The sequence below is a fragment of the Rubrivivax gelatinosus genome, from assembly GCF_016583785.1.
GTDB lineage: Bacteria > Pseudomonadota > Gammaproteobacteria > Burkholderiales > Burkholderiaceae_C > Rubrivivax > Rubrivivax gelatinosus_B.
On record NZ_NRRU01000167.1, the window covers coordinates 1 to 6540 of the forward strand.

Annotated in this window: 6 protein-coding genes and 1 pseudogene; 2 read left to right on the forward strand and 5 right to left on the reverse strand. The window is 76.1% G+C overall.

Annotation, left to right across the window (positions count from 1 at the left end; genetic code table 11):
- The 4 genes and pseudogenes from CKO43_RS24525 to CKO43_RS24540 all read right to left on the reverse strand — a co-directional run.
- Positions 1–467, reverse strand: a pseudogene (locus CKO43_RS24525) (hypothetical protein); the annotation flags it as partial.
- Positions 468–475: 8 nt separating this feature from the next.
- Positions 476–1114: a DUF6683 family protein gene (locus CKO43_RS24530; RefSeq protein WP_200380305.1), complete on the reverse strand. Its 639-nt coding sequence runs from the start codon at positions 1112–1114 to the stop codon at positions 476–478.
- A 283-nt stretch (positions 1115–1397) separates the two neighbouring features.
- Positions 1398–1979: a hypothetical protein gene (locus CKO43_RS24535; protein ID WP_200380306.1), complete on the reverse strand. Its 582-nt coding sequence runs from the start codon at positions 1977–1979 to the stop codon at positions 1398–1400.
- A 13-nt stretch (positions 1980–1992) separates the two neighbouring features.
- Entirely contained in the window at positions 1993–2736 is a 744-nt protein-coding gene (locus CKO43_RS24540; RefSeq protein WP_200380307.1) for a GNAT family N-acetyltransferase, read from the reverse strand.
- A gap of 165 nt (positions 2737–2901) precedes the next feature.
- On the opposite strand from CKO43_RS24540, the gene CKO43_RS24545 reads away from it, so the two are divergent.
- Together CKO43_RS24545 and CKO43_RS24550 are read left to right on the forward strand one after the other, a co-directional pair.
- Positions 2902–4584, forward strand: a complete 1683-nt coding sequence (locus CKO43_RS24545) for an N-acetylmuramidase domain-containing protein (RefSeq protein ID WP_200380308.1) — start codon at positions 2902–2904, stop codon at positions 4582–4584.
- Between the two features lie 76 nt (positions 4585–4660).
- Positions 4661–5656 carry a hypothetical protein gene (locus CKO43_RS24550; RefSeq protein WP_242481369.1) on the forward strand — a complete coding sequence of 332 codons (996 nt, stop codon included), beginning with the start codon at positions 4661–4663 and terminating at the stop codon, positions 5654–5656.
- A gap of 6 nt (positions 5657–5662) precedes the next feature.
- Here CKO43_RS24550 and CKO43_RS24555 read toward each other — a convergent pair whose 3' ends face one another.
- The gene (locus CKO43_RS24555) at positions 5663–6358 is read right to left on the reverse strand and encodes a hypothetical protein (protein WP_346728407.1); all 696 of its coding nucleotides are present in this window, start codon (positions 6356–6358) and stop codon (positions 5663–5665) included.
- Positions 6359–6540 lie beyond the last annotated feature (182 nt).

The window sequence follows — 6540 nt, forward strand, 5'->3', positions numbered from 1 at the left end:
CGCGGCGCCGGCACGGCCTGCGCCGGCCGGGTGTCCGGCAAAGGCTCTTCGTCTTCGGCCCAGGGCTCGGCCTCAGGCCGGCGGCGCCGGGGTTCACGCTCAGGGCGAGGTGCCGGCAGCCAGCCCGGCGTGAAGGCGGCCGGTGTCTGCAGGCTGCCTACCCAGGCGGGCGTCAGTGGAGCGGCGGCGGCTTCGTGTGCCGGCGCCGCCGACGATGCCGGCGCCAGCGGCATCGGCTGGCTGAGTTCGGCGTGTTCGCTCGTCGCCCAGGCCGGCGGCGCGGCCGCGGCCGGCTGTGCGGGTGTCGAGCGCTGGGCGGCCTGCACCTCGGCTGCCGGCAGTGCCATGCCGGGCGCGGGCGCGTGGGCTGCAGCACCCGCAGCCGGCGCAGCCGGGCCGGTGGCGCCGGCCGCAGCGCTCCAGGCGGCGAGGCCGGGCAGACCGGTGGGCAGGACCTGCAGCGACATCGGCGCGCTCAGGCTTCGGCCGCGGCCAGCGCGAGCCCTTGTGCGTCCAGGCGCAGGCGTTCCGGCGCCAGCCCCAGCAGCTGCTGCAGGTAGGCACGCGCCGCCTGGCGCAGATGCGCCTGCGCGGCCTCGCCCTGCGTCGCCGCCGTCAGCCGCGACTCGTTGACGAGCACGCCGATCGCCGCCAGCTGCTCGACGAAACACTGGCGCTCGGCCAGCGTGCAGCCGGTCCAGGCGCTGGAGGAGCCCAGCAGCAGGCGGAACTGGCGCTCGACTCCGTCCAGCCGCTGCGCATCCGGCGCGGCGCCGTCGAGCGCGGCGAAGTTGGCCAGCGTGAAGTAGGCCGCCGCGAGGCCGGCGTCGTCGTCGCGCACGCCGGGCAGCAGCCGCGCCTGCACCGCCTGGCGGTAGTGCTGCAGGCAGCGTGTGTACAGCGCCAGCGCCGGGCCGCGTGCGGCGCTGCCGCCGCCGTGGCCCGCGGCCAGCGCGGCCGCGCCGGCCGAGCGTGCACTGCGTGCCACGCGCAGCGGCGGCTGCGTCTCGGCGGCCGCGCCGGCTTCGAGCAGCCGGCCGAGCAGGCGCTCCAGCAGTTCGGGCAGTTCGGCGGCCAGGCGTTGGCCGGCTTCGGCGGAGGCGGAGGTGGTCATCGCTTGGATGGGCTCAGAAGGTGTGAAAGAACCCGGCGTGCCCGCGACGGGGTGCAGCCGGGTGTCGGGCAAGGCGCGTCGCGCGGCCGGTACTCGATGTACCGGCAAGCGGCGCAACGCCGCCCGGCGCCCGGATGTGCCCCGTCCCGCAGGGGCGAGCCGACGAGCGGCCCCGAGGCGGTGCCGGGCGCGCTGCGACCAGCCCCGAGACGTCGCCGCGCCGTCGCGCGTTCGGGGTCGCTGGGCGGATCGACGCGGGCATGGCGGGTTCTTTCACACCTTCTCAGGTGGCCTCGTCGTCGTGCAGGCTGATGTCGGCGTGCTCGGCGCCGCGCGCGGCCAGGCGTTCGCGCAGGGCTTCGAGGCCGGCGGCGAGCGTCGCGCGTTCGCGGCTGTGCGCTGGCAGGCGCAGCTGCAGCTGCAACGGCTGGCCGGGCAGGGACGGCAGCGTCAGCGCCACGCCGGCCAGCGGCCCCGCGGCCGGGCCGAAGCTGAACTGCCAGTGCTGCAGGCCGCCGCTGTCGGCCGGGGCGAGCAGACCCGTCAGCGATGCGGCGAGTTCGGCGCGTGCGACCTCGCCGCGTGCCGCTGGCGTGCTGTCGACGCCAGTGAAGGCCGGCGGCGCCAGGCCGTGCAGCAGGCTGGCGGCGCTGAGCGTCTCGCCAGGTTCGGCCGGCGCGCGGGCTTGCGCGGGCGCTGCCGGCGGCTCGGGCGGTGTTTCGCTGTCACGCGGGCGGCGGCGCGCCGCGCGCTGCACCGCGGCGTCGAAGTCCCGGCGCTGGATGCCGGATGCCGGCGGCGTGCCGGCGTCGTCGCGGTTCGTCACGCTGCTCGGAGTCGGCTGGCAGGGGGGCGTGCTCGTCATCGGCGCGTGCGCTTCAAGCATGGGCCGCGGAGGCGGCAGCTTCGCCGCGACCCCGGTCGCTGCGGCTGTGCCTGCGCAGCGCCTCGACTGCCGCCCGGCGGCGCTGTCGCAGCGCCTGGCCTTGCGCCGCCTGCCAGGCGGCACGGTCCAGGCGGTAGTGGGCCGCGGGCCGGCCGTCGTAGGGCGCGAGGCCGAGCGCGCTGAAGCCCAGCGTGCGCAGCACCACGTCCACCGAACGGTGCTGCGGGTGGCAGACGGCTCGCACCTCGTCGCGCGCCAGCGTGTCGAAGGCTTGTGCCAGCAGCGCCTCGCCGCCTTCCAGCGCCAGGCCGCCGCCCCAGGCATCGGGCAGCAACCGGCAGCCGAGTTCGATGTGCTCGGGCTCGCCGCTCATCGGCATCAGGTTGAACCAGCCGCAGAAGCGCCAGGCCGGGCGTGCAAGCCAGTCCAGCGCCGCGGCCTCGAGTTCGCCGGCGGCGACGGCGGCACGCGCCTCGGCCAGGGCCGCGGGGTCGGGCGGGGTCGCACGCTCGGCATGCCACAGGCCCAGGCCCGGATGTGTCCGGTACCAGAGCTGCAGCCGCTGCACGAACTCGGCCGCCACCGCGGCGTCGTCCAGCGGCTGGTCGTCTACGAGCAGGGCGCGCACACGCGGCTCGCGGTGCATCGCGACCAGCGCCGGCACGTCGGTGGCAACGAAGCGGCGCAGGCGCAGCCGGGGCGTCTGCAGCAGCGGCGGGGGCAGGGCGATGAACACGCGGCAGTCTAGGCAGCGGCGTGCCGCTGCCACCCCTGGGGTCGATCCCGGGGCGGCGGTAAACGTCTGCAGCACGGCCGCGGCGTCCGGCCCGGGAGCGATCCGCACTGGCGCCGTCGGGGTGGCAGCATGAGCATCGCCGGGTCTGATCCGCAGGAGCGCGCCGTGAACCTCAGCCCGTCCAGCCTCGCCGTTGCCCGCGGCCAGCCCGCCGCCGTTGCCGCCGAGGCCGGCGTGAGGGTGCAGCGCGGCGACACGCTGGCGACGATCGCGCAGCGCCACGGCGTCGGCCTGCAGGCGCTGATCGACGCCAACCCGCAGCTGCGCAACCCCGACGTGATCCACCCCGGCGAGTGGCTGGCGCTGCCGGCCGCCGAGCGCAGCGTCACGGTGAAGCCGGGCGACACGCTGGCGTCGATAGCGTCGCGCCACGGCAGCAGCGTAGCCGCGATCGTGCGCGCCAACGGCCTAGCCAACCCGAACCGGATCTTCCCCGGCGACGTGCTGCGCCTGCCGGGCAGTGCCGCGCCAGCGACGACGCCCGCGGCACCGGCCACGCCTGCGGCGCCTGCGGCGCCTGCCGCGCCGGCGCTCGCCGCCGGCCGCCTGCCCGACACCACCGCGCTGGACGAGGCCGGGCGCTATGCGCTCTACGCCGCTCAGGTCGAACGTTTCGGCGACGCCGCCGCGCGCCAGGACCTGGCCGACGGCCGCCGAGTCATCCTCGCGCTGCGCCAGGACACCGACACCCGCGCCGCCCAGGGCCGCGGCGTCTACGACGACCGCATGGTCGTGCTCTGGCAGGGCGCCGACGGCACGCACCACGCCGTCGAGCTGCGTGCCAACACCGAGCCCTCGGGCCAGTACGAGCCCGGAGGCCCGTATGCGCGCCGCGCGGTCGGCGGCGACTTCAACGGCGACGGCCGCGGCGACCAGGGCCGGCTCGTCGAAGGCACCTACAGCCACACGCGTGGCAGCTTCATCGGCGCCACGGCGCTGATGGCCGGCAACGACCAGGTCACCGAACGCGACACCAACCACGACGGCCGCTTCGACGAAGGCGTGCGCACGGCGCGCGGCGGCTACGGCATGCACATCCACGTCGGCGGCGATAGCAACACAGGGTCGGCGGGCTGCCTGACGCTGCCGCCGGCCGAACACGCGCGGCTGTTCGACGCGCTGGGCACGCAGAACAGCGTGCGCACCGTGCTCGTCGACACCCAGCGGCTGGGTGGCGAGGCGCCGGCGGCCGCGGCACCGGCCGCTCCCGCGGCGACGCCGCAGCGCACGCTGAGCGACGCCGACTGGCAGCGTGCCGCCACGACGCTGGGCGTCGACGTCGCCGCGATCCGCGCCGTCGCGCAGGTCGAGGCGCCGGGCAGCGGTTTCCTGGCCGACGGCCGCCCCAAGATCCTGTTCGAGGCCCACGTCTTCGGCCGCCGCACCGGTGGCGAATACAACACCAGCCACCCCGACATCTCCAGCGCCCGCTGGAACCGCAGCCTCTACGTCGGCGGCGCCGGCGAGTACCCGCGGCTGGAGCAGGCCATCGCGCTGGACCGCACCGCGGCGCTGGAGTCGGCCTCCTGGGGGCGCTTCCAGATCATGGGCTTCAACCACCAGGCCGCCGGCTACACCGACGTCGAGAGCTTCGTGCAGGCGATGCAGCAGGGCGAAGGCCGCCAGCTCGACGCCTTCGTCAGCTTCATCCAGGCCGACCCTGCCATGCACCAGGCGCTGCGCGAGCACGACTGGGCCGGCTTCGCGCGGCGCTACAACGGCGAGGGCTACGCCGCCAACCAGTACGACACGCGCATGGCCGAAGCCTGGACGCGTTTTTCGAACTGAGAGGGTGCCCTCGCGCCTTCTGGCGCCGTTGCAACCGGATGCTGGCCGCGGCGGCGGCCGGCGCTATCGTCGGCCCATGAAGCTGCTGCATCTTCTGTGCGGCGCGTTGCTCGCGATGGCGGCTGGCGCCGCGGCGGCCGCGCCTTACGACCCGCCCTACGAGGTGCCGGCCGCGGCCGCGGCCGCGGTCGACGAGGCGGCGCTGCGCACGCTGCTGCCCGCCGGCGCGCAGTTGCTGCACGGCCCGCTGCTGCTGCCCTTCGGCGCCCACGAACGCGGCTGGCTGCTGGCGCTGCGCACGGCAGAGCCGGCCGGCGGCGTCGCCGTCTGGTATCTGATGCCGCGCCCGGGCGACGCGGCGCACTGGCGGCTGCTGCGCCTGCGTGACCCGGAACCGGCCGACGCCTTCTTCGACATCGAGCTGCGCGCCGCCTTTGCCGCCGGCCCTGCGGGCGCACGCGACCTGGTGCTGCTTGAGCGCTACACACGCGCCGCGCCGGCGGGTGGCGAACGCCACGACACGGCGCGTGTGCTGCGCCGCGACGGCGACGGCGTGCGCGCCGTGCCCGAGCTGCAAGCGCTGCTCGACGGCGTGGCCGACGCCGCCGAGGCGCGCCGCCGTCTGGCGCCGGCCTACGAACGGCTGCTGCCGAAGGTGACAGGCGAGCTGGCGGCGGCTTTCGCCTCGCTGCCGGTCGAGGTCGTCGACCTGACGCGGCTGGAGCGATTGCAGCGGCTGCAGCCCGGCCACCCGCTGTACGAGGTGTACGACGCCGCCAACGGCTACCTCGCGCTGCGTGGCGACGGCGGCCGACCGGGCTACGTCGCGGCGCTGTTCCGCCACGCCGAAGGCGGCGCCGTCGTCGCCGTGCAGCAGCGCTGGCCCGAGGCGCAGCGCACGCGTTTCCTGCGCCGCGATGGCGATTCCTGGAGCGAGGTCACGGCGACGCTGCTGCCCGCCTGGCGCGAGGACGACGACTGCACGCTGCCGCGGCGCGGGCGCACGATCGCCTGCGCCGACGGGCGCCGCTGGGCCTGGACCGGCACGGGCTTCCAGCCGGCCGCACGCTGAGACCGCTCAGCGCGCGGTGTCGTGCCAATAGGCCATCGCGTCGCCGCGCAGCCCTTCCTCGACCAGACGGCGCAGCGGGTTCAGCAGGCGCTGCGCCGGGTCGTCGGCGTGCTGGAAGCGGTGCACGACGAGGTCTTCGACGTCGAGCACGAAAGGCGTCGTGTGCGTGCCCACCGGGTCGGCCAGCAGCACGATGCGGCGTGCGCTGGGCATGCCGTCGGCGAGGTTCTTCGCGTCCCGGTCCAGGCCCCAGCGCCAGTCCGGGTTGCCGCGGCGGATCAGTTCGCCGAGCAGGATCGCCAGGTCCAGCAGCATCGAGAAGACGATGTCGTCGCCGCTGCGGCGGCTGTCCAGCCAGCGCGCGAGGCCACCCTCGGCCGGCAGCGCGGGCCACTGGGCGAGCGCCCAGCGCTGCAGCTCGTCGGCGAGCGCGGCGGCGTGTGCCGACGGGTCGGCCAGCGCCGCCCGGGTGTCGATGCCGGCGACCTCGTGCAGCAGCGCCGAGACCTGCTGCAGCCGCTGCGGCAGGACCTGTTCGAAGTAAGCGAGGTTTTCCGCCGCCTGGGCGGGGCTCAGTGCCGTGCCGGGGCCGGCGTGCGGCGCCTCGTAGGGCGGGTAGGCGCGCAGCCTTGTGGCGAGCGTGTCGCCCGGCCGGGGTTCGCGGCGGCGCGTGAGCCAGTCGAACATGCGCGTCCGGGCCACCGGCGGCCCGCCTCGGGTCAGAACCAGCTGCGCACTGTATCGAAGACGCCGCGGCCGGCGGCGTCGCCCGCCAGCGCACCGCCGATGCCGCCGATGAGGCCGCCCACGACGGTGCCGACGCCCGGAAAGATGGCCGTGCCCAGCGCCGCGCCGGCCCCGGCACGGCACTGAGCCCCGCCCAG

What these genes read in the sequence shown, in the direction of transcription:
- CKO43_RS24550 (WP_242481369.1), top strand. Translation starts at nt 4,661, where the DNA reads ATGAAGCTGCTGCATCTTCTGTGCGGCGCGTTGCTCGCGATGGCGGCT.
- CKO43_RS24530 (WP_200380305.1), bottom strand. Translation starts at nt 1,114, where the DNA reads ATGACCACCTCCGCCTCCGCCGAAGCCGGCCAACGCCTGGCCGCCGAA.
- CKO43_RS24535 (WP_200380306.1), bottom strand. Translation starts at nt 1,979, where the DNA reads ATGACGAGCACGCCCCCCTGCCAGCCGACTCCGAGCAGCGTGACGAAC.